A 23044-nucleotide genomic window follows, 5' to 3' on the forward strand; every position below is an offset into this window, starting at 1 on the left:
CTCTATCTTACAGATACAGATAGTAGAATTACACCTTATTTAATTCACGATCCTAAAGGCAAAATTCAGAAATACGAAATGCCGATCGACAACGGGGTGCGGGCTTATCTACCTGCCGTACCAGAAGAAATCCGGCAGTTAATCAGCCATCGGTATGAAGTAGACGTACCGAGTTTTGGGTCTTTCTGGGATTGGCTAGAGACCCATCCCGAAATTCCAATGGTGCCTACCGAAGGCGGCAAGAAGGCCCTTGCCCTCCTCAGCCAAGGATTTGTTCCTCTGGCTTTTTATGGCATGAACGGAGGGTATCAAAAGCGACTTGACGACGCTCGACGGCTGATTCCGGATGCAGCAAGATTTGCAACCAGCGGTCGGCAATTTATTCTGGCCTTTGATCAGGATGAAAAGGGCACCACTCAACAGCGCGTGGCGATCGTACTAGGCCGGTTGGGGAAGCTGCTCAATCAAGCCGGATGTCCTGTTAGCGTCGCAATTTGGAAAGCCCAGCAGGGGAAGGGCGTGGACGATTTAATAGTTCAAAGCGGCGTGGCGGCGTGGCAGATCGCTTATGATCAGGCACTCTCACTACAACACTGGATGATCTGGCAGCGTCTGGAAAAGCGGCTGACCTATCCGGCCGCCGTTCAGGTGACGACCGCTGACCTGTCCACATTGGCGATCGCCGACCTATCACGGGGCATTCTAGCGATCGAGAGTGCAAAGGGAACCGGGAAAACCAAGCAAATTCAGGCTCTGGTCAAGGATTCTGAAAAGGCATTAGCGGGAGGGCACCGGATCGCGTTGATGCGAAACCTTTCCGCTCGACTGGGGCTGGACTACAGAGGAGATCTCGATAAAGTCAATGGAGCGTTTATTAATGGGTCGGGATATACCGTTCGCGTTGGGCTATGTGTAGACTCTCTACTCAGTATTGACCCCGGCAAGTTTAGTGGCTGTGACTTGATCCTGGATGAAGTCGTGCAGGTGATTCGACATCTACTAACCAGCCCGACCTGTGCCCGTGACGGTAAGCGTCCGGTGCTGCTATCTCAGTTGCGCGAACTGATTCGGGTTGCCCGGCGCGTGATTGTTGCCGATGCCGATCTGGACAACGCAACTCTGCATTACCTCAAGGAGCTGCGGGGAGACGAAACCCCGATCTTCTTAATCCGAAACGCTTATCAAGCTGCGGGTTACCCAGTAAGGTTCATTCAATCCCCGGATCGCACGATCGTAACTGAAACCCTGCTCACCGAGATTCAAACGCTGCCACCCGGTCAGGTTCTGTTTATTGCCACCGATAGCAAAGGAACAAGTAAGGCGATCGCCCACCTCATTGCTAAAAATGCTCCTGAAAAGCGCGTGCTGTTGATTAATTCTGAAACCAGCGGCGGGGAACGCGAACGAGCGTTTATTCAAGCGCCCGATGAAGTGCTGCAACGAAATGCATACGATCTGATTATCTGTTCTCCCTCGGTTGCCACCGGAGTCAGCCTCGAAACACCCGGAACGATCGCCAAGGTCTACGGCATTTTTACGGGAGCTTCCAGCACTGATGCAGACATGACGCAGGCATTGGGGAGAGTGCGCGAACCCGTCGAACGAGTCGTCTGGTGTGCCAAACGGGGCAGCAACTTCTCGAAGGTCAGTCACTCGACCAGTGCTTTGGAATTAAAGGATCATCTCCGACAGCGAACAACCGCCACGATTCAACTAATTCGCTCTAACTTAAAAGAAGAGATTGCCGGAGAAATGAACTACTATGACTGGCAGAGCAATCCGCACCTCGGCTTGTTTTGTCACATTGCCGCCGAGCAAAACTTTGCGATGTATAACCTGCGAGAGGCTCTTCTCGTTCGGCTCATGTTTGAAGGCAACCAGGTCAGGGTCGAAGACCACAAGACCAACCCCACCCTAAAATCATTGCTGATGGTCGCTCGTCAGGAACAGCAGGAAATGGATGCAATTGCTTTAGTGAGCGCTCAAGAGTTAACGTTCACAGAACTTCTTACGCTGGAACAGCAGGAAGGGTTGGGGCGAGAAGCCTCGTTAGCGATCGCCAAGTTTTACTTTAAAGAGTTTTACTGCCTGAACCGTCTCACGCTGGAAGATGTGCGATGGGATAACGGAGGGAGACGACGCGGCGAACTGCTCAACCTGGAAGGGCAGCTCTTTCCCAATGTTGCCCTTGATCGCGCCGCCAGAGCCTTAGAAAAACAAGCTACCTGGAACCAGGGATATTGCCCCTGGGATATCTCCGGTTCACAGCTGCGCCGCTGGCTCCGCACGCAAATCGGCCTTGATGAACTGATTGCCAAGCTTCGTGCTGGCTGGCACTGGTGCCAATATGACTTGAAACCCTACGCCGACCGCGCCCGCGAACTCACCCAGCCCATTAAAGTAGCGCTCCACTACACGATTACTCATGACATGAGCGATACCCAGATTATTCATCAGCTTCTATCACAGCTAGGGATCAAACTAACCCTGCGATGGTCGCGATCGCATCTAGGCTATGAAGGGGAGAAGCTCAGGGTTTATTGTTTGGATAGCGTTCACTGGCAACAAGTCTGGGCAATTCTACAGCGGCGACAGATGAAGCGGCAGCAGATTCAACAACACCCTTCAGCAGAAGAGCCGGGAACTGGATCACCTGCCCAATTTGAGAGTGAAGCCGCAACGGGTGATCCAAAAAAAAAGTGCCCGCTTCGACAAGTGACCCTGGGCTGACCCAAACGGCTTTGTGCGACATTCAGAACTGGACTGAAGTGGCTGAAGAAAACCCTGAAATGCTTGCCGAAATTCATCGGGTCGTTCTCATTCACGTTCTCCAGAATTCGCAGATTGTGAGGCATTCATCCGGTTGAGAATTGGGACAGGCAAAACACAACGCGGGACTGAACGGTGTCCGAAGTCCTGCAACCCCCGCTCTGTCTTGTAGAAGTGCCAAAGGTGCTTTAGATTTGCTTGCAAAGGAACGCTTTCAACCGATCGAGTCGTGCGATCGTTCAAAAGTATCGCAGCCTGAAATTTCGCCGAAGCAGATTTGGTCAAGGGGAAATTTTAGAAGTTTCAAAAAAAGAGTCACGGTTTGAAAATTCTTCTTCCACAAAGTTTGAATGATCGAGTAGACTCCTAAGAAGCCCAAAGCCTTGTCAGGATTGAAGTCATGAGCCTTTATAAAAAACACTTTTCTGTGTGCCAATCACCTTTAGATTCGCTAAACCATCTGCAAACAGTGATTTCTATCTCTTCCGCCTCATGATCCACGTCCTGACCCAAATCAGAAAAATCCTTTTATATGTTTACTTCTAGGGGTTGATCATTGTCTTATGGCAAAGCCAAAGCTAAAAACCGTCAAGATTGAAGTCCCGATCGAGGTTGGGGACAAAGAGGCTTTTGAGGCATGGTGTACGAAAAATCAAACCGCCATGAGTGAGGAAGTTCGCAGAAGGATTTCTCGCTGCATTCGAGAAGGAAAAAAGATTCTGGCGGAGCAGCAGGGCGCAGAAGCTTAAAATTTCGCCCAAGCGCTAACGACAACTTCCGTGAGAACAGCGGTTCACGCTAGATTTGATCGGCATTGAATAATCTGCTCAGTCGTCAGTTTCAAATTGGAGAAAGTTTTGCAGGGAATCATCTCATCGCTCAAATACCCCTGACGATCGTATCGCTGCCCATTCAGGATAAATACGATCGTCTTGATAGCCCGTCTGCGCACACAGTCTTTTGCGGGAACCTGCCCTCGATAAATCCAGGAAAATAGCAAGTCATTGAGAATCCAAGTTTTTTCTTTAATCGCTTGAAATTGTTAATTGCTACAGGTATCGCTATGAGAAACTAATTGTAGAGTCTGAGTAGTTACCCTAAAAGTCTAATTTTCATTCCTTAGCGGTTGGGAATAAGGGCGAAGAAACTCTGAGGCATAATTGGGATGCTCCCTAAACGATCGCATTCCCGTTGTTGGTGGAGCGGTATTTTGCGGATGTAGCGATTTGCTAAAGCTGAAAACAATGTCAAGCCTTGTGAGGTACAATCGATCGCAAAATCAGGTTGTGAGCCTGTTGCTTAAATTAGGAGCAAACGTTCCAATCCCTGTTGTCTCTAAACGATCGTGCGATCAGTTGAGGTGCAAGCCGCAATTCATCGAATGAAGGCTACCCAAACACTATGCATCCTCGTCAGGAAATTACAGAATTGTTTTCGACGTTCATTCAATTTGAGGCAGATCGCTTCAGTAGATGGCTTGTGGATGCTAGATTGCGCCGAGACTGTCAACAGTGCCTGGAACAAGTATCTTCAAGCAACTCTACATCAAAAGCTGGGACAGCTTTATCAGAGCAGTTTTGGGCGCTCTATTGGTATCGGCTTTGGCAAACCAGAAATCAGAAGCCAGGGGTTAGAAGCCAGGAGTTAAGCCATCTGTCTGCCTACTTGCAAGAACCTTGTTATTGGGCAGCACAGCGAATGGTTCGCAAAGTTGCAACGGCGCAGTCTAGTCTGGCAGATTATTTTCAGATTGCGATCGCTCAGGTCGAGAGTGTTCTCAACACCTATCAGCCCGATCGAGGAGCGACTTTACGCACGTTTGCAAATCTGGTCTTTTCAACGCTGTTAAAAGATAGTTTGCGGAAACATCGGGAAGTTGATCTTTGCACAAACTGGGGGCTGCTTCGCAAGGTTAGTAAACGCCGCTTGATTGAAGCATTAACTCAAACCGGACTCACTTCAGACGCGATCGCTCAATATCGACTTGCGTGGCACTGTTTTAATGTGCGATATGTTCAGTCTCAGTCAGGAAACAAGGCGCTTCCTGCGGTGGATGATGTACTCTGGGCTGCGATCGCAACGCTTTACAACGCAGAGCGCTATGCACAACTAGCGACACCCGGAGCCTCGATTTCTCCAGCCAAGATCGAGCAATGGCTCAACCACTGTGCAGTCTCGGTTCGGAAGTATCTTTATCCTGCAATCTCATCGCTGAATGTTCCTCCCGCTGGGGCAGAAATGGGGGAAATGCAAGACGAGATTCGAGCCTCTCAGCATGAGTCGCTACTCGTTGAGATCATTGACCAGGAAGAGCAACAGGAACGGCAAGCTCAGCGATTGCAGCTTCATACAGCAATGGTAGGGGCAATTACTCAACTCGATTCCCAATCTCAACAGCTACTAGAGATGTACTACAGACAGCAACTCTCTCAACCTCAGATGGCGCAACAGGGATTGACGAGTCAGGCGACAGTCTCTCGACGATTGACCAAAGCCAGAGAGTCCCTTCTAGTGTCACTGGTACAGTGGAGCCAGCAGACGCTGAATAAACCTCCAACTGCCAACCTAATCAAGGAGATGAGTGCTGCTTTGGAAGAATGGCTCACAGTGTACTACGGCGAGTTATCTTCTTCTGTGGGCACAGAAACAGCAGGTCAGGAGTGCGTATGACATTCACGTTTGCAGATCCCAGAGAATGGTGGCTTGAGATCACCCCGTCGATTGAAGCGGAGGCCACTCGGCAAAGTCAGCATTGTACTACACCCGATCGTCAACACACTGCTTATCTCAATGCACTGTGTCTCCAGGCTATTCTCACCCGTGTTCAAGAGACTGTCCCAGAAGCTCAGGTCTGGACGAATGTAGAACAGTTGCCAACCTTCTGGGAATTTGCAACAGGAGCCGCAGTGTTAATTGGCTCGACTCGACTGATCTTGATGCCGAGTGAAGCAGTAGATGATGGCGAGTTAGAGGTGCCTCAAGAGTGGGTAGACCTTCCTAGTTGGGCGGGTGACTACTACCTTGCCGTGCAAGTTCAGTTAGAAAGCCGTTGGATTAGAGTCTGGAGCTACACGACACATCAAGCCTTGAAGTCGATCGGGACTTATGACCCAATCGATCGAACTTACTGTCTGAAAGCAGAGCAGTTGACCCAGGATCTGAATACCTTTTGGGTGACAGTGCAGTTTTGTCTAACAGAGCAAACTCGTGCGGCGATTGTTCCGCTGCCAGCGCTCCCGACCACTCAGGCGCAAAACTTGCTTGAGCGATTGGGCGATCGTTCTATTATATTTCCGCGATTGGCTATTCCTTTTAGCTTGTGGGGTGCAGTGATGGAGCAGGGATGGCGACAAACACTTTATCAGCAGCGTCGAGGAGAGCAGTCAGGAGTACGGTTGAGCGACTGGTTACGAGGGCAGTGGAATCAAGCGTGGCGATCGATGGATGAAATTTTTCCTCCTCAGCCACTAGCCACCGCTTGGAGAAGTAGCTCTGCATCTGATCAACTGTATGAAATCAATCGAGTCAAGGTATTAGAATTTAGTTCTCAAGCTGGAGGCGAGCAGATCGCGCTGTTAGTTGGGCTAACCGCCGTGAGTGATACTGAAATTAACATCGGAATTCAGCTCTGTCCAATGCGAGAAAACACCTTTCTCAACAAGATTCTGGTCAGACTGTTAGATGGTCAGGAAACTGAGATTGGACAAGCAAGTGCTGCAATCACTGAAACCATTCAACTGCAATTTAGCGGTCAGTTGAGAGAGCGGTTTAGCATCGAGATCACGTCAGGAAGTAGACGCATTGTTGAAGCGTTTGAGATCTAATTTCGGCTGGCAATGACTCAGGATAGTAAGATGGGTAAACGAGTTGTACTTCGATTAGAGGGGGACTTGGAACAAGGATTTCAGGTCACGTTGGAGATTGGAGAAGAGGGAAGCCTTTCTTTTACGGAAGCGATCGCCGCACTGCCAGCCATCCCAGAACTCGCAACTTGCTTAAGTACCTGGCAACACCACTATCATCAGAGCGCCAAAACAACTCGCATTAGTCTACAGCGCATTACCGTTCAAGCCGGGGCACTGAGCCAAAAAGAAGCTTGTCGTCAGGCAGCCAGAGAGCTTCAAACTGTTTTCAAAGCGTGGTTAGACTCGCCATTGTTCCATGAGGTTGAGTGTCGTCTGAGAGAAGCTATTCACCTAAACGAAACGGTGCGCGTGCTGTTGCGAACCAACGATCGTCGGCTCCATCATCTCCCCTGGCAGTGTTGGGACTTTATTGAGCGATACACTCAAGCAGAACTCGCGTTTAGTAGTCCACCGCTCATTACAGCTAGAAAAAATGCGACGGGTGCAGTGAAAGTGTTGGCAATTTTGGGCGATCGTCGAGGCATTGATACGGAAAGCGATCGCCAGCAACTAGAAACCTTACTGGATGCCGAAGTGTTGTTTCTAGTAGAACCTTCTCGCCGACAAATCAACAATCATCTGTGGGATCAGGCATGGGATATTCTCTTTTTCGCCGGACATAGCCAAACAGAAGACCATCAAGGACGCATTCATATCAATCCCACTGACAGCCTGACGATCGCAGAATTGAAGTACGGATTGAAACGAGCGATCGCGCAGGGCTTACAGCTTGCGATCTTTAATTCCTGTGATGGGTTGGGTCTGGCGTATGAGCTAGAACAACTGCAACTACCGCAACTGATTGTCATGCGGGAACCTGTTCCCGATCAAGTTGCCCAGGCGTTTTTGACACAGTTTTTGAGCGCGTTTGCAGGGGGGGAACCTCTCTACTTGGCAACCCGGCAGGCACGAGAACGACTACAAGGACTAGAAGACGAGTTTCCCTGTGCTAGTTGGCTTCCTGCAATCTATCAAAATCCTACTGAGATCCCTTTGACGTGGCGAGAATTAAAAGAAGCGCAACGGGCACAGCCATCTTTACTCCCACCTGCACAAAGCATCAGCAACCGATGGTTAGCCTTGATTCCTTTGCTCACAAGTTTGGTAGTGACTGGGTTGGTAATCGGGGCACGATCGCTCGGTTGGCTACAAGTTTCAGAACTGTGGGCTTACGATCGACTCATGCAGCAACAGCCCAAAGCAGAGCTAGATCGAAGAATTCTACTGGTTACAGTGACAGATCAGGACATTCAGCGCTTTGGTAAACCGTTGACGGATCAAACCATTCAGCGCTTATTAACTACGCTAAAGCAGTATCAACCTCGTGTGATTGGTCTAGATATTTATCGAGATATTCCAGTAGAGCCAGGGCATGAAAATCTGCTCAAACTTCTGCGGCAGAGCGATCGTATCGTGACCATTTGTGACGTGGGAGAACCTGGCAGCTATCCGGCGATTCCTCAACCGTCTGGAGTTCCATCAGTCTACTTAGGCTTTTCTGATACCCTGCTAGTCGATATTGACGGAGTTGTGCGACGGTACACGTTAGCAACTGAAACAAAAGCAGTAGACTGTCCAACCGATCGAGCCTTTGGCTGGCAAGTTGCGCGTCGTTACCTATCGGCTGAAGCGACATCACTGACACAACCGCCACAACTTAGTTCCACTGTTCCACCCATGAAGCAGCCCTTTGGGGGATATCAACAATCAGATGAAATTGATCCGAGTAGTCAACAAGTGTTGATTCATTATCGACCTTCTCATCAAGTTGCAGAGGAGGTTTCCTTGAGTAAAGTACTAGATCAACCTCAGTCTCAATTCTTGCGCGATCGCATTGTGCTAATCGGCTATGTTGATCAGACCAAGGATCATCACCCGACGGCTGTGGGAGAGATGTTTGGCATTCAGATTCATGCTCACATTATCAGTCAATTGTTGAATGCAGCAAGCGGCGATCGCGCTTTTATGTCCGTTTGGTCAAATCAGAAAGAGATAGGATGGATTGTAGGATGGGCAATGTTAGGCGGGAGTCTTGCCTGGATACGATCACGTCGTAGAGTCATTTTGGCGCAGATTGGCGCACTGTCTATCCTGCTATTAAGTTGTTTCTATGGATTTACTCAACTGATTTGGATTCCTTTTATTCCAACGGCGATCGCGCTCCTCACAACACTGTTAATTACCCGCTACTTTACCAAAATTGTGCGAAAACTCCATCGTTCCGATTGAAGTTCATTGTTTACGTAACCCCTAAACCTTATGCGAATTCCTCAGTTTAGAATACTTGTCATTGCTGCAATTTTAATTAGCTTCTTTGCAAATGGTGCGGTTGCAAAATCGAGAAGGCCCAGGCGATCGGCGGGCGATCGGGGAATTTGCACAACTATCACACAGACTAATACACAGACAACTCAAGCATTCAACAAAGAAGCGCTGGTTGCATTAGTGACAGCTAAGGGTGAAATGTCTACCGCCGCTTCTCAGCCTACCTTCTGGTTTTATGTGCCCTTTCAAGACCCTTCGCTCCTCACCGCAGAATTTATCTTACGAGATGATCAAGAACAACGATCGAGCGAGCCACTTCGCATTCAATTGCCCAATCAGCCTGGAATTGTGAGTGTGCGATCGCCCCAACCTCTCAAGGCTAATCAGTCCTATCACTGGTACTTTTCAGTGATTTGTGATGTTTCTGGAGAGCAAAAGAAACTCACAGTTGACGGTTGGGTGCGGTATGTTGAGCCTTCTACAACGGTGATTACGCAGCTCAAACAAGCCACAACGATCGAGCAAGCTGCCGCCCTTTATGTAAAATCAGGATTCTGGTCAGATGCCCTAACGCTACTAGCTTCTCATCGAAAGCAGAATGAGCGATCAGCGATCGTTTGGGCTGACTTACTGCAATCTGAACAATTGGAGGCAGTTACTTCTAAACCCGTTCTTCCATGCTGTACGGACAGGTAGCATTCTCCCTCAAAAGACAGTAGCTTGGATATAGTTTGTTAATACTTTGATGGCTCACTGACCAACTTTCTATTAGAATAGAATCACCCAGAAAAGAGGTCGTTAAAATGGATGTATCACTCACTCCAGAGATTGAACGGTTCATTCACAGCCAGGTGGAGAGTGGGAAATATGGGTCTGCTGCTGATGTGATTCAGGCAGGAATTTGGCTGCTGGAGGAACGTGATCGTATCTATAAAGGGCGGTTTGAGGAACTGTGCCGAGAAGTTTCGATAGGGGTCGAGCAGCTCGATCGGGGAGAGCGGTTAGATGGAAGGGCAGTGATTGAGCAACTGCGGCAGAAGAATCAGGTACGCAGGCAAGTTCAAGCGTAGATGAGTGACTACCTCCTCTCACCCCAGGCTGTCGTTGACCTAACAGAGATTAATGATTATTTGTTTGCAGACAACCCGACATCAGCAGACACATTTTTAGATCAAATTAGCCAGAAGTTTGAGCGCTTGGCGCAGTTTCCCAAAATGGGTCGTATGCGAGATGAACTGTTACCTTCACTCCGCAGTTTTCCGTTCCAAATTTGATCTTCTACCGAGAAATTGAGGATGGAGTTGAGATTGCACGAATCATCAGTGGCTACCGTGACTTAGAAGCACTGTTTTCTGGTCAGGATGTGGAATGAGCGACGAGTGAATGCGAGTATAGCAATCCTATTTGATTTATGAGAATTCGGTGACTAGTGATTGCTGGGAGGAGCCAAGGACTAACAACCCGCCTTTGAAGATTCTTACAACTGATTTAGGACTGCTATAGTGAATCGAAAACAATCGTCTATAACCAGTCGCCAACCAGGACAAAGGGTGTCCAAAAGTAGGGGTGAGAAAAGTCTGCATCGGTTTCAGCGTTGTCTTCTGTAATGCTTTTTGGTAAGTCAGCAGTTGGAGCAATTTCTTTGCCATACAGTAAGCTTAACTGCGCCCGTCTCAGAGCGTCAGCCTTACTGATCTGATTGCCCTGACTGAATGCTCGATAAAACTGGCCCATCAGCGACGAAGTAGACGCATCATCCACCGCCCAGAGAGAGGCTAACGTGCTGAATGCTCCCGCTCTGATTGCAACTCCGGCAAGTCCTAATGCGGCTCGTTTGTCACCGACTGCTGTTTCACAAGCGCTGAAGACAAGTAGCTCTACTGGGGCAGATTGAGCTTGACTGCGATTTTGGAGAATTGTCTGCAACTCATTCACATCGACAGGCTGCGCGGAGGCAGTGAGAATAAAGGTTTCATCTGGGTTAGAACTAAATCGGCCATGAGTCGCCACATGCACGATCGCATAAGAGGACGAACTCACCTGATTGCGAAATTTCTCTGTTGTAAACTGACTATCTAGCAAGACTTGGGACTGAGGTAAAAGCGCTCTGATCTGCTGCACTTCCCGTAACACATTTGCGAGTGGAGAAAAGCGAATGGAGCGATCACCCACTGTAATGGTACTTCCGGTCGTCAACCCAGCAATCAAAACGCTTCTAGTCGACTGAGCGTGACTACGTTTTGCACCGAGTAGCTGTAACCCTGGGGTAATAGCGACAGCGTACTTCTCAATCAGGTAGCGTTGACCATCATAGAGAGCCGCCATTGGAATGCCTCGTAGACTCCCATCTAACACAAACACCAGAGTTTTAATCTTGCTTGCTTCTAAGGAGGGTTCTAGCGATCGCAGCAGCCACCCGTAAACTAGTTGAGCCGTTTTTTGAACATCTGCGCCGGATGAGCGATCTTTCAACTGTTCTCGAAACCAGGCAAGCTGTTGCTCTAGTTCACTGCGCTTGACCAATGATGTTTGACGAGTTAACTTAGTTTGCTGGGGTAGCTTGAGAATGATCTCAATGCGATCGTCCAAAATAATGGTGTGAATCACCGCCGCAGTCGGATCTTCTGTCTGATCAACCCGAACTTGTCTGGCTTGTAGTAAGTTGCAGCGAAAGAAGTTTTCTAGTTCCGTTAGTTGCAGGGAATCAATTAACCGCAGAGATTTTTCAAGGTTTTCTTGAGCCGGATTTTTGCCAACAGGTAACAGTAAACTAATATATTCTCGATAGATTGGCTCAACAGTATCCCGCAAAGAGAACTGGGCATCCGGATTGACTGCAATCAAATCCCCACGAGTTAGTTGAAGGGCTTGAACTGCGGACTCATAGGCTTGAATCGCCCGATCGCTGTTCTGTCTAGCTAAGATCCGTCCCCGTTGCCACTCCCATTGATAGTTAATGTCAGGTGCTTGCAGGCTCTGTACTAATTTCAGTGCCTGTTCAGTTTGTGCGAGTGCGGCTGGCAACTGTCCAATTTGTTCATAAAACCAGCCTAGATTTGCGATCGCATACCCTTCAGCCCGCTGATTTCCCATTGCTCTGGCTTGCGTGGCGACCTCTTGCAATCGTTGTTGAATCTGTTGCCATTTGGGATGAGTGGATTCCAGATTTTGCAGTCGATAGAACTGGGTCAGGCTCCGAGCAAAGTTGATTTGAGCAAAAAAAGTTTCATGAGTATTGGGCAAGCGATCGATCTGAGCAGGGAGTTTCTCAATCAATTCAACGATTTGTGGTTGCAGTTGAGTGAGCCAGGAATTTGCGTCAGTTAAGCGATCGTTGCGTCGCAGCCATTGTTCAATCTCCAGTAATAAACTTAAATGATTCAACGGTGCTTGAACAGAAGTAATCGATTGCTGGGCAGAGTCAGCCGCTTGATAACAGTCCAGTGCTTGCTTGTAGTAAGACATGGCATCAGATGCCGAATTTGACATCAGACAAGCTGTTCCAGAAGTGGCAGTCAGAATAATGTTGTCTCTGCGATCGCGATCCCGGCTGCCTAGATCCTGAGCCGTATTGCCCAATCGTAGTAAAACAGTCCCTCGCTCTTTTGGAGAAGACAGTTCTAGACTTTGTAATAGCACCTGTTGGGAAGCTTCTAAATTACCAATCAGACGTAAGACTTTGCCCAAATTTCGCAGCCCGATCGCTCTCAACTCCACTGGCATCACAGTAGACTGAATCGTTGAGGCTCCCGTCCGAACAGCATCACAGAGTGCAGTAGCGCTACTTCCTGGCTGTAATGCCTGTACCAATGTTTTGCAGGCTTGTCGCTGGTGTCCCATCGCTGACCACGCTTGCGCCTGGTCGATCAAACTACCCGTCACTCCGATCGTATCTTTACCATAGGCTTCGGTGGCTCGCTGCCAGCTTTTCAGCGCTTGTTCAAACGGTCCCCTTTCATACAACTGCCTGCCCTGTTGCACTAGTTGGGGGGCTGTCACAGGTTGTGCTATCAGTTGAGGGGTGATCACTAGACAAAGCAACACAGTAATCATCAAAGCGAAGTACTGCGCCATTCTACTAAAGTGATCTATTTTTTTCTGGTGCGAATGTCTAGGGAACATAGCAATGAGTGGGTGCAGGTTGAGAGACTAAATAACCAGGGCTATCAGGCGGTTGGGTGACCAGAACGATCGCACCCGTTGCATCTTTTACCCAACTCGTAGCCTCCACAATTTTTGCTGAAGAAGGCAAGTTGGCAACTGTTTCTGTAGTCTGGGCCGTCACCCGCGAATCTTCCCAGAGGTCACTGCTATCTAGCGCATCGTTGGGGGTCGAGGGCAATCCGCCGCGTCCGCTGACAACAAACCTTCCAGTTGCTCCACTACTACGACAGCCTTGAGCAATTTGACTAGCGGGGTCAACTAAATTAATTGGGAGAGCAACTAATCCTCGGCTAGGGTCTGTGTTGAGCGTCGCGATCGTCACCACGCCACTAATCCCAAACTGGGAACTGGCCGTAATATCGCTCAGGGGCGTTAGAAACGATCGGGGTTGAATGCCAAAAATGCTTTGGGCTGTGATGTCAACTCGACCCCCCTTTCCAGTAAAAGCATTGGCTGTAATGTCGCTATTCTCAGAAAGCACTGACACAATAAATTTAGAATTGATGGTAATGTTGCCACCGTCCCCACCTGCTTGAGCTGTTCCTGCCGTGGTAGAAATTTGGCTACCTCGACGTAGGAGCATTAAATCAGCGATGTTGAGAGCGATGTTGCCACCGTCACCAGAGGCAGATTCACCATTAAGTCTTGCTTGGTTATCTAAGGTGAGCTTAGGTGTATTAATTTCAATGTTGCTTGCACTACCACTACCTTGCGAACTAACAAAGATACCGCTGTTAGGACTGAAGAGATCTCCTAAATTTGGTAACAAAACAGCCCGTTGAGTAAATGTAGGATCACTCCCTGAAACCGTTACTTTGTTAGGTGCGTTAATCGTAATTCTACCAGCTTGACCAGAGCCTTGGGAGGTAGAAACTAACTGTCCACCATTAATTGCCTCAAAGCTTGCGGTATTAATGTTAATGTTGCCACCAGCACCTTCAGCAAGGGTACGAGCATCTAACACAGCACCGTCTGAAAGACGCAGAAAGGGGCTACTGATGGTGATATCTCCCCCTTTACTAACCGAAGCAGTGGATGTCGCTAATCCACTGGGTTGTCCGGATTGTAAGCTCGCTCCAGCAATAGTGATAGAGTTTGCACTGGTAATTTGAATGTTTCCAGCATCTCCTCGCCCAAATGTGGCAGAAACCAATTGAGCGCCCGTGTTGATATTGAGAGAGTTCGTCGAAATAACAATATTGCCGCCGTTTCCAATTCCTCTTGAAGCTACATTTGTCAATGCAGAACTTCCTTCTCCAATAAACGAAATAAAATCTTGGGCTTTAATGGTGATATTTCCTGCGTCTCCTCGTCCACGAGTAGTTGCAAATAGTTGAGCACCGTTTTCTACAGAAAGTGCGCCAGTCTCGATACGAATGTTACCCCCATTACCTTCAGCCCCAAACTCAACGCTACTAAACACCCCCCCAGAGAACCCATTACGACTTTTACCACTAAGTAATATATTCTTTTGAGCCTGGATTGTCACATCACCAGCGTTTCCTCTCCCAAAAGTTGGTGCAGATAGTTGAGCGCCACTGGTGATGGATAAAGAATTAGTGGCAACTTCGATCGCTCCACCCCTTCCAGCACCTTCCAAATTAGAAAAAATACCGCTGTTAAATAAGTTGTCATTGCTGAAGCCATCTAGAGAAATGGTCGTATTAGCTCGAATTTTTACATTCCCTGCATCTCCATCTCCAACCGCGCCAGAAATAATGCCAGCACCATTTGTGATACCAAGAGAGCCTGTAGTAATCTCAATGTTTCCACCTTTACCAGTTCCCCCAAACTCGATGTCACTGAAAATGCCGCTCCGAAGCTGACTTTCTCCTGTTCCATCTAAAACAACAGCATCTTTAGACTGAATTGCCACATTTCCACCAATCCCCTGACCTGATACCAGAGTTTGGATCTGCCCACCGTTTGTTAGTGTCAGAGATTTTGTTGCTATAGTGACACTTCCCGCGTTTCCCAATCCTCCAGCCCCGATCGGCGTTAGTAGCCCACTTGGAAAAGAATTGCTACTGCCATCAATTAAAGCCTCGTTGTTCAGAATGACAGAGATATTTCCTCCGTTTCCTTGACCCAACACGCCAGCCGCAATCTGAGAACCTTCTTTAATTTGAAGAGAGTCCGCGTTGATTGTAATATTTCCACTATTCCCGATCGCGCCTGGAAACAAAATATTACGAACTAAACTTCGTTGAAGTAGCGTGACTGCACCGGCCGCATTGAGGGTAATATTGCCAGACTGACTGTTTGCAGAGCCTAGATTCGGGGCGATACCAGCATCAATAATACTTCTCCCCGTCATCTGAATATTTTTGGCGTTAACTGCAATGCTCCCTTTATCGTCTGCTGTCACCCGAACTAATGAATTGGATAAAGACACATCCGATCGCGCTGTGCTGTCTGCAAAGTCCAGGTTTAACTGGTTGTCGATCGCGACAAGTCCATTTTGCCCGGCTCCTCCTATTTCTACCCGTTGTCCTGGCGTGTTGATGATGGTGTTGTCTAACAAGACATTGCCGCCCACAAGAGCAAAGTCACTAAAGCTATCTGTTCGCCCTGCCAACAACTGGGAGTTTTGCATTTGAATACTTCCTGGTGTTTGACCAAACTGCAAACCAATGGGTACGCTGACCGTTAGTAACGGAGCCGGATCGGTATTGCTGAACTGTGTACCATCCTGAAACAGCATTCGCTCGGCTGTGGCTGCCAGAAAGGAGCCGCCATTGAATAACTTGGCATTTGAACCAAACACAATTCCATTGGGGTTAAGCAAGAAGAAGTTGGTGGGAACAACATTAGTAGCCGTTGGATCAGTCGTTGCAATGATGCCGTTGATGTTGGAAATGAAAGGAACACCAACCCCCGTCACGCGCACAATCACAGTTTGAATTGTAGGATCAATGATAAATCCGGCAAAATCACCATTGGGTAAAGAAAATTGGCGGAAGCTATGGAATAGATTGCTGCCTCGTGTTGAGCCGTTGGTGATGAAGCAGGTTCCTGTACAAGGGGCTGTGAGATCTCCATTCACCTCGGTGCCCAAAGTGCCATCCCCCGCAACTTGAGCCAGTGTAGCGGTGGGGTAAACTACTAACAATGCTCCACCGATCGCACTTGCCCACATGATTCGATTATGCTGAAACATCGGTTTTTGAGTCATGCTGTCCCTCCACTAGAAAACGGTGGATTAAGTCGGGCGCGATCGCAACTGACGGCAGTATACATTAATGGCTAAGATAACGGCTAAAAACCATCTTGCAATCGAGATAAATTGTCATAACTGAGAGAAGTGCGATCGCGATAGAAACTCCCGAAAGTGGTCAAACGATCGAGAGTGAAGTAAGTGAGGGCTATCGTTCTGCTTGAGTGAATAACGTCGCGGTTATCAAGCGGTGGTTGCTTCCCAGTTTGCAAAGTTTGCCATGAGTTGATCTTTGTTTAATATGATGAACCCATCTTTGTGCTGTCCTCCGATCGTCCCGCCGTTGATTCCCCAGGGATTATAGAGTGTGAAATGATTGCCATCATAGCCAACAAGCGCATACTGATGACCAGGAACGATGTTGGCATAGACATCATCAGAATCATTATTTGTGCTTAAAGTCACAAGTTGGTGAGCGTTCCAGGCGGAGACGATTTTTCCAATGTCGTCATTCTGATTCGCGAATCCCCAATTAACATGACCGTTGACCACACCACGTCCAGTAATGTGATGTAACGCATGTTTGCCAAACCCACCACTAATTGCTTGATAGGAGTTGATGGCAACTTCTTGCCCAATCACACCTGATTCATTGAGTTGGGTATAGGCTTTTTCTGCTAGTGCAACCCATAGCTCATTGGTTGGATCATTGCCCCAGCCACCACCCCAGCCTGCAAACACTGCTCTGCCAGCAGAATCGAGAGATGGATTCATTGAAGTAGTCGGCAACCAATTATCCACGGTCACGTAGTCGGCTATACCATCGTGAAAAAGCCGAACTGTCCAGGTGTTATCGCCATTGGCAATGAACATATCTTGAAGCACATTCGGAGTTCGGAGGGCAGTTTCAGCCAGACCTGCCAGGAAGTAACAATCACCCAGAGCATTCTGGTCTACATCGGTGTAACTAATGCCGTTCTGAAAGAGTTGACCCTGAGCGGGTTTATAGATGTAGTTCGTTTTGCCATCCGTAGACATTGCAACTGGCCGATCGCTCCCCAAAAACCATTTACCGATCAGTCTCTCCATTTTTTCAGAACTATCGTTATTAGACAGATTGCCGATGTTACTGCCACCCATTCGCGTATTGGCTGAGTCACCATTAAGCACTTTGTTTGTTAAGGTACTGACGTAATCAGGCATGGCGTGTCCCAGTCCACTTAGCACCGTTCTTAGGTCGGCCAGTTCTGTTGCGTCAATGGCACCATAGTCTTTGGTTCCTCGCAGTACGGACATCATTTCATTACGATCGATCCACCCATCAACCCCAGCCAGTCGCGCCTGAGCGACAACGCCAAAGTCACTCAAATTATCGGTGTACCAGTCTCCTGTAGAAACTCCCAGATTATAGTTGATGGTGGCTCCAGTAGAACCCTGTCCATGATTAACCTGAATAAAATAAGTGCCTCCTTTTAGAGCGTTATAGATGCCATCCGTAAAGCCATACCACTGGTTAGAACTCGCAAACGCCTCATTTCCACTCACCACCCCGTCGTTGTTAGAGTCTTTAATCAAGCGCACGTCGGCGTTGGCATTCATGCCCGATAGTGTGATGTGAAGATTGCCTGCACCCAGCGTGACGCGATACATCTCTGACGTGTTGTTACTGTCCAGAGTGCCAGTCAGTAGGCGAGTTCCAGACAGATTGCCTAGATCAATTTCTGTGGGTAGCAAGTTACTAACCTGCTCAGTAGAAACAGTGAGATCGTAGTCTGTGGTTGTTGCGGTGGGTAGATAGAGCCGATCGATAGCTCCACTGACGCGGTGTTGAGACCAGAATGGCGAGACTTTGAGGTAGTAATCTCCAGCCGCCAATGAACTCAGGTTAAGGGCGATGTCATGCGTGTCGAAGTTTTGAGTGGTCGAAATCCCCTGTGCCAAGAGCAATCTACCATCATAGGAACTAGCGATCGTGGTTCCACTAGCATCTAATAAATTGACCGAAGCGTCGCCAGTTGCACCTTTGAGAAACAGGTTAAAGGCACTCGCTTGATCCAGGCGAAAATGGGTGTAGTCAGTATTGGCACCATTGCCAATAGAGTCTAGTCGAGTCCTGGTTTTGCCATCTAGCCTGCCCATGTCAAAGGCTCCTGCTAGGGTGTCATCCAACACTGGATTAAGTAAGTGTCCAACCTTGTTGTACGAAGTATCCTCAAGCACATCTATCCCAGTCTTGAACTTGTTGGGAATACCGCGATCGACGACCAAAACATCACTCACTCGATCGAAAACGCGATTAGAAACTACAGATGAAGCACTTGAAAACGCAAATTCTGTGCTGGCGAGGCTAGAAACACTCGACTTCAGCCTAAAATCATTTTGTTGAACCGGGTCAACTACCCCTGTAGATAGTGCGGATGAACTAGATTGCAACACCGATGAATTAAAAGAAGTTGCGCTGAGAGCGTTGAGTTTATTTGAGGATTGTGAAAAAAGCATAGCAACCTGCTCTATGGCTAAGGGGTAAGTAGAAGGGCAACGTGAATCATCTCCTTCTGTTGAGCTATTGGTTTGCTTTTTTTGATCTATTCACTTCAGCAATGTCATTCGTTCAGTCAACCTTTCCAAGAATTTACAAGCAAGACTGCTCTTAGGTTTGAGGGCGTTTCACCAGGATTGTTTCAGTACGATAGCATCAGGAGTTGAGGCAGCTTTTAACAGAAATTGGGGTTCAACATGGCCTCGCGATCTGGTTTGACAAACACAAGCTTCATCACACATCATCAAAGTCACTTTGGCGTAATTTTGAACTATCAATTTTCTGGGACTGAATGTAGAACCAGGCCATTGCTTCTGCTACCAGAATCGGATCACCCGATGCCAGAAAGTACTGCATTCGCGCCAGTTGTTGTGGGCTGCAAAGGTGCCTCTGTTCCTGAGCCAAAGAAAGAGCTTCTTGGTTGATGGCTTGCTGATCTTGGGCACTGATAGCGAATGGCTGAGACAATGCTTCAACCTCGTTCAGAAAATCACTTTGTTCAACAGCTCGATACTCAGCCACTGGATTCTGAACAGATTCTTTAGAATCGCTAGAACTACCGTGAGAAATCTCATTACCGCCATTACCAGGGAATAAGCTTGGATCAGTTTTGTGGTTGTTGGGGAATCCGTTTTTATCACTGGAGTTATCTAATTCAAATTCTTCAATTCTTAAATAGTTAGGATGCCAGAGATCTTTGTGACGATACAGCGATCCTCCACCAATTCGATAGGCAAGCAAACACTTAAATCTCTGAGTTGCAGAACCTGGCAAACTGTTTTTTTCAAGCAAGTCACTGTCGGTTCGCTCATTTGAAAAAGACCAGGGGAATTAATCAAACCGCTAGTTGATAGATGTCCAAGGGCACCCGCATGAGGGTCAAGATGGTTTGCTGTAACTGGTTCAAGGGGGTGATTTCCACCGAGCCATCTTTGAGAAAGTAAAGGGTGATGCCCTCAAAAGCAGCCAAGAGTTGTTCCGCCGATGGGCGAGTGGTCGTACGTTTGGGATTGCCCGCCTAGAGACCGGCGAGCGGTTGTGGTTGGGCGTGCAACTGCTGCTGAACCACAAAGTCAATCAGGGTGAACAGCCGCAAGGCAATGGTGAGCAGAAACATCAAGCCGAGGATGCGTCGCGAGTCTTGCAGATAGACCGGCAAGGCCGGTAAGTTGCCGCGTTTGAAGCGATGGAAGCCGCGCTCTAACTGCCATTGTTGCCGATAGTAAGCAACCGCTTGGGCTAAACTCAGCCGTTGGTCGGGGACATTGGTGACATAGATGCGCCAACCACAGAGGGTTTTCGCCTCCTGGATGGCGGTTGCTAAGGGCTGAAACTGGAGCCAGAATTGCTCAATCGTGCGTTGCGGGGGAGGATTTTTGCGGCTCGGTCGCCCTGGTTTGACTTGTCGGGTGATTCGTTGTGGGGTAATAGTGGTGCTGAAGTAGGTCTCGGTGCGATGGCGTTTCAGAATCGCTTGCCCCTGATTTTGCAAGACACAGCAATCGCTGGCAGGTTTGGCTGCCAGTTTTCCCAAGGCCTGTTGGGTGCGCTCCAAACGTTGTTCCAATCCTTGTACTTGGCGTTGGGCGAAAGCGGCCGCCCGAATCACCAGATAGCGCTCCTGCCACTGGTCGCGATAGGTGCTGGGAGCGGCTTGCCAAAAGGTGCCGAGACTGACCTCAAAGCCCATGCAGTTCGGGGGTTCCTCGGCAGCTTGACTGGGTAGTCGGATCTCTTGCAGCGGCGCTGGGGCGTCAAGCACCCATTGCTTCAATCGGTCGGGAGTTTGCCCCGTCATCGGCATAGGGAAACAGTACAATCCATTGACCCGACTGAGTTTGGCGCGGGTCTCATAACTGGCGGCTTTGGCATCGGCAATGTAGATAAAGTCGCGATGCCCAATCGCCGACACCAAGCCTTGCCAGAAGGGATAGTCCATTGAATCGTCCGCGCCGTTGCCCGGTAAGGTCGCACTCACTAAGGGAATGCCCGCGGGGTCGAGGCTGCCCAAGCTATGGCGATATTGCAACAGGTCGGGGCGATGGTCTTTGCTGTAGCCATATTGCAGGACTGGCACAGCGGCTGCCCCATTGTCGCTTTGGTGATACACCGAAAAACTGCTGCTATCACAGCGCGCCACTTCGGTCGGCAAGGCATAGGTTCGCACTAGATGGCGACCCATCGCTTCTTCCAGCGTGGCAAGCTCATCACTGCCGCCCAACACACTCAGCAGATCCGCCAGGCGGTCATCACTCGCATCTTTGTCGCCGATGCTCCAGCCCGTTACTGCCTCTAACGCCCGATGATGCGCCCGCACCCACGCTTCCACTTGATTTAACCGATGGTCTGCCTGGGTCACCACGTAGGCGACAAATAGCACACTCAACTGACCGTAACTCAGCCCCCGGCGATTCTGGTGAACCGGCATCAGCATCCTATCCATGATTTCGGCGATCTGCATCGTCTTCAACCAGTGCACAATCAGGGGCAGATCATCCACGCGCTCTGAGGGGGTTTGCACAGGGGTCACTCGCATCGGCAGGTTGGCAAATGGCAACGCCCTCCAGCTTAATCGCAATTCACAGCGCTGAAACCCTGCTCAATTGAACTCGCTCTCGCAACCCCAAAAATATGCTCATCCCCTCCACAAAATCACCGAACCGACAGTTCTGAGCCAGAAAACATGGCAATCACCACACAACTGAGGTTGCCACGTTGAGTTCAAGATATTTCAAGTGAAATATTTGGCTGAAATCTTTGTAGTGTGACCGTTTCACAGTATGAGATCGATATAAATCGAGATCCAAAACTATGTCGTTGCCTTTAGCTCACGCAAAGCGTGTCCCAACCCTATCTTCTATTTTGTTGAAGCGGAATCGCTACAGCCCTTTTTCCCGTCTGTTTTCCGCTGATGTAAAATCAAGCTACTCCTGTTCTGAGTGAGGTTCAGCTTTGCGCTTGCGCCGCTTGGTTTCATAGAATGCCGCTTCCGCCGCCTGCTGGTCTGCCGCCTTTGTATAGCGGCGAAAACTCTGCACCGACTTGTGCCGCGTCAGCATCATCACATGATACGGATTCATGCCCTCTAACACCAAATTCGTCGCATAGGTATGGCGGAACTGATGCGCGTGAAACTCAATGCCTGTCATCTCGCGCAGTTGGCACACCAGTTTATCGATCGTGTCATACCCAATCCGCGCCCCCCGATTGCGCCGCGAAACCGACACAAACAGTGGACTGTCCGGTTGCAACGCCTCTCCTTGACTGACGCGCCACCCCAAGTACGCCTGAATCTTCTGCACCCCCTCCTGATCGAGCGGCACTACCCCTTTACTATCTCCCTTGTCCTGACGCACCCACAAGCGTTTCCCATCAAAATCGCCGACATTTAACAACGTTGCCGCTTCCGCTCGAATGCCATGCTGCAAGACCGCAAACAGTGCCAGGTTGCGTTGCGTAAGCTCACGCGAAGCGTGTTCGCACAGTTTCATCCCTGCCACCGCTGCCAGAACCTTCTCCACCTGCTCATCGCTCAAGTTATCCGCTTCCGGTTCTGCCAACTTCGGCAACTGCACTTCAAGGGTGGGATCACGATCGACATACCCACACCGCCACAACCAGCCATAAAACGCCTTCAACGTCCCCAGAATTCGTTTCACGGTGGCATCTGACAGCACTCGCTGCCCATTTTCTTTTCTGACCAAATGCGTCTTAAACTGCGCCACCTGCCGTGCGGTCACGGCTACGGCTGCCCAAGCCTTGTCTGTCCAGCGCAGAAAGTGCTGTAGATCCTGACGATACGCTTTCTGAGTTTTCACCGCTAGCGATCGCGCCTGTAAGTACTCGTCAATTCTGGTCGATCGCAGGTCGGTCGGCGAATCAGTTTTAGAAACTGCCGGAGAATAATCCGCCTCGATATGAACGAGTCTGGGTTGTGGAACGCTGTGGTCACGCGGCATAGTATGTTTGCTCTAGGTTTATATTCGAGATAATTAGAATCCTATCTCCCTTTCTTGGCAGCGATCTGAAACTTTGCCCAAATGGGATATCATCATTCTCCCAAATTGACTGGGATATTATTTACTTGCAAGTCCCTTATCACGCAAATGGCGGTTTGCCGTTGCGGTAGATAGTTCTATGACAGAGTAAAGAAAACGTTCCTTTTGTTTACTCTACCCAGCTCAATTTATACTCACGGTTCGCTCATTTTCAGGGAGGGTCGTCAGATTGCGGACCCAAGCGAGT

The 23044-nt window shown here is 48.9% G+C and carries 16 protein-coding genes; 8 read left to right on the forward strand and 8 right to left on the reverse strand.

The genetic code is table 11. The features are described from left to right. Positions 1-2730, forward strand: a 2730-nt coding sequence (locus tag ACKFKF_RS27360) for a plasmid replication protein, CyRepA1 family (RefSeq protein WP_446870535.1), incomplete at its 5' end; no start/stop codon positions are given. A gap of 87 nt (positions 2731-2817) precedes the next feature. On the opposite strand, the gene ACKFKF_RS27365 is transcribed toward ACKFKF_RS27360, so the two are convergent. After that, complete coding sequence (locus tag ACKFKF_RS27365) at positions 2818-3054, reverse strand: hypothetical protein (protein ID WP_446870536.1); 237 nt, start codon at positions 3052-3054, stop codon at positions 2818-2820. 278 nt (positions 3055-3332) lie between these two features. Here ACKFKF_RS27365 and ACKFKF_RS27370 point away from each other — a divergent pair, with 278 nt between their 5' ends. The 7 genes from ACKFKF_RS27370 to ACKFKF_RS27400 all read left to right on the forward strand — a co-directional run bounded on the left by ACKFKF_RS27370 (position 3333) and on the right by ACKFKF_RS27400 (position 10213). Then, positions 3333-3518, forward strand: a complete 186-nt coding sequence (locus ACKFKF_RS27370) for a hypothetical protein (RefSeq protein WP_446862366.1) — start codon at positions 3333-3335, stop codon at positions 3516-3518. A 652-nt stretch (positions 3519-4170) separates the two neighbouring features. After that, the gene (locus ACKFKF_RS27375; protein ID WP_446870537.1) at positions 4171-5439 is read left to right on the forward strand and encodes a sigma-70 family RNA polymerase sigma factor; all 1269 of its coding nucleotides are present in this window, start codon (positions 4171-4173) and stop codon (positions 5437-5439) included. Continuing rightward, positions 5436-6593 carry a DUF1822 family protein gene (locus ACKFKF_RS27380; RefSeq protein ID WP_446870538.1) on the forward strand — a complete coding sequence of 386 codons (1158 nt, stop codon included), beginning with the start codon at positions 5436-5438 and terminating at the stop codon, positions 6591-6593. The genes ACKFKF_RS27375 and ACKFKF_RS27380 overlap by 4 nt, the downstream gene beginning before the upstream one ends. 66 nt (positions 6594-6659) lie before the next feature. Then, positions 6660-8903, forward strand: coding sequence for a CHASE2 domain-containing protein (locus ACKFKF_RS27385; protein WP_446870539.1), 2244 nt, complete (start codon positions 6660-6662; stop codon positions 8901-8903). 30 nt (positions 8904-8933) lie between these two features. Then, entirely contained in the window at positions 8934-9635 is a 702-nt protein-coding gene (locus tag ACKFKF_RS27390) for a DUF928 domain-containing protein (protein ID WP_446870540.1), read from the forward strand. Positions 9636-9742: 107 nt separating this feature from the next. Then, positions 9743-10009 carry a type II toxin-antitoxin system ParD family antitoxin gene (locus ACKFKF_RS27395; RefSeq protein ID WP_446870541.1) on the forward strand — a complete coding sequence of 89 codons (267 nt, stop codon included), beginning with the start codon at positions 9743-9745 and terminating at the stop codon, positions 10007-10009. Continuing rightward, a complete protein-coding gene (locus ACKFKF_RS27400) occupies positions 10010-10213 on the forward strand; it encodes a type II toxin-antitoxin system RelE/ParE family toxin (protein WP_446870542.1) in 204 nt (67 codons plus the stop codon). A 247-nt stretch (positions 10214-10460) separates the two neighbouring features. Here the strand turns inward: ACKFKF_RS27400 and ACKFKF_RS27405 are convergent, their stop codons facing one another. The 7 genes from ACKFKF_RS27405 to ACKFKF_RS27435 all read right to left on the reverse strand — a co-directional run bounded on the left by ACKFKF_RS27405 (position 10461) and on the right by ACKFKF_RS27435 (position 22758). Next, complete coding sequence (locus ACKFKF_RS27405) at positions 10461-13013, reverse strand: CHAT domain-containing protein (protein ID WP_446870543.1); 2553 nt, start codon at positions 13011-13013, stop codon at positions 10461-10463. Between the two features lie 37 nt (positions 13014-13050). Further along, complete coding sequence (locus ACKFKF_RS27410; protein ID WP_446870544.1) at positions 13051-16278, reverse strand: two-partner secretion domain-containing protein; 3228 nt, start codon at positions 16276-16278, stop codon at positions 13051-13053. 225 nt (positions 16279-16503) lie between these two features. Beyond that, positions 16504-18759 carry a C2 family cysteine protease gene (locus tag ACKFKF_RS27415; protein WP_446870545.1) on the reverse strand — a complete coding sequence of 752 codons (2256 nt, stop codon included), beginning with the start codon at positions 18757-18759 and terminating at the stop codon, positions 16504-16506. A gap of 274 nt (positions 18760-19033) precedes the next feature. Then, positions 19034-19540 carry a hypothetical protein gene (locus tag ACKFKF_RS27420; RefSeq protein ID WP_446870546.1) on the reverse strand — a complete coding sequence of 169 codons (507 nt, stop codon included), beginning with the start codon at positions 19538-19540 and terminating at the stop codon, positions 19034-19036. A gap of 94 nt (positions 19541-19634) precedes the next feature. After that, a complete protein-coding gene (locus ACKFKF_RS27425; protein ID WP_446870547.1) occupies positions 19635-19769 on the reverse strand; it encodes a hypothetical protein in 135 nt (44 codons plus the stop codon). A 48-nt stretch (positions 19770-19817) separates the two neighbouring features. Beyond that, the gene (locus ACKFKF_RS27430; RefSeq protein ID WP_446870548.1) at positions 19818-21356 is read right to left on the reverse strand and encodes an IS1634 family transposase; all 1539 of its coding nucleotides are present in this window, start codon (positions 21354-21356) and stop codon (positions 19818-19820) included. Between the two features lie 367 nt (positions 21357-21723). Then, entirely contained in the window at positions 21724-22758 is a 1035-nt protein-coding gene (locus ACKFKF_RS27435; RefSeq protein ID WP_446870549.1) for a tyrosine-type recombinase/integrase, read from the reverse strand. Positions 22759-23044 lie beyond the last annotated feature (286 nt).

The organism is Phormidesmis sp. 146-12 (genome assembly GCF_052939495.1).